Source organism: Candidatus Aquicultor secundus, assembly GCF_002791875.1.
GTDB lineage: Bacteria > Actinomycetota > Aquicultoria > Aquicultorales > Aquicultoraceae > Aquicultor_A > Aquicultor_A secundus.
This window is the reverse complement of record NZ_PFNG01000166.1, coordinates 23257-24389: the sequence shown is the minus strand read 5'-3', so window position 1 is coordinate 24389 and position 1133 is coordinate 23257. Positions and strand designations below refer to the sequence as shown.

Annotated in this window: 1 protein-coding gene and 1 riboswitch; the gene reads left to right on the top strand. The window is 47.5% G+C overall.

Annotated features, from left to right (window positions below):
- The first annotated feature begins 94 nt into the window (after nucleotides 1-94).
- A riboswitch (cobalamin riboswitch) is annotated at nucleotides 95-289 on the top strand.
- 135 nt (nucleotides 290-424) lie between these two features.
- The coding region (locus COY37_RS07040; protein WP_286976981.1) for a phosphomethylpyrimidine synthase ThiC at nucleotides 425-1133 on the top strand (709 nt) is incomplete at its 3' end.

The window sequence follows — 1133 nt, the reverse complement described above, 5'->3', positions numbered from 1 at the left end:
CCCTAAATTTGGTAAAGGGATTTAAGTCGCATACAGAAAGCCGTAAACTTGACGGCCCAACCAGGATGTTATATATTCTGTAACTATAAAATCACATACTCGCCAATATCTAGGTGCCCGATTAAAGGGAGAATAGGGAAGCCGGTGAAATTCCGGCGTGGGCCCGCCGCTGTGACGGAGGACGAAACCTGTAAAATATCCACCATCCAGGAAAAATTAGCTGGATGGGAAGGTGCAGGCGCTAGGATGATCCCGAAGCCAGAAGACCTGCCTAGATATGCCGATAAATCTTTCGTCCGCCAAAGATACGGCAACTGGGGACTTATCTGGTCGATAACCTCAAGTCAAAAAGGCTTGAGGTTTTTTGTATTTTTTAGCGTTATGTTCTTCGGCGCTATGCACACGAGAGAATATGGAGGTAAATATGAGAACGCAACTTGAATTGGCAAGAGAAGGCGACATTAGCGAGGAAATGCGCGAGATATCCAGGAATGAGAATATTGAACCGGATATTATTCGCAACCGGGTGGCAAACGGCACGATTGTCATAATTGGTGGGCGGAGGCATGGTTCAATCCCAGTTGGTGTCGGAGAGGGCCTTACGAGTAAGGTAAATGCGAGTATAGGCACATCAACCGATATCAATGATATCGATTTTGAGGTTAGAAAAGCACTAGCCGCGCAGGAAAGCGGTGCAGATACCTTGATGGAGTTAAGCGTTGGCGGCGATTTGGATTTGGTCCGGCGAGAAGTTATCGCAGCGACTTCTTTACCCGTGGGCACCGTCCCCCTATATCAGGCTTTCAGCGAAGCAATCGATCGCTATGGTGACCCAAATAAGCTGACCGAGGAATTGCTATTCGAGGTTCTTGAGCGCCAGTGTACAGATGGAGTTGCATTTATGGCCGTTCACTGTGGAATCAACCTTTATGCAATTGAGCGACTTAACAAGCAGGGATATCGCTTTGGGGGACTGGTCTCAAAAGGTGGAGCATTAATGGTCGGCTGGATGCTCGCCAATGAAAAGGAAAATCCGCTCTATGAAAAGTTTGACAGGGTTGTTGAGATTCTTAGAAAATATGATACCTGCTTAAGCCTTGGAAACGGTTTACGTGCCGGGGCCATCGCCGATT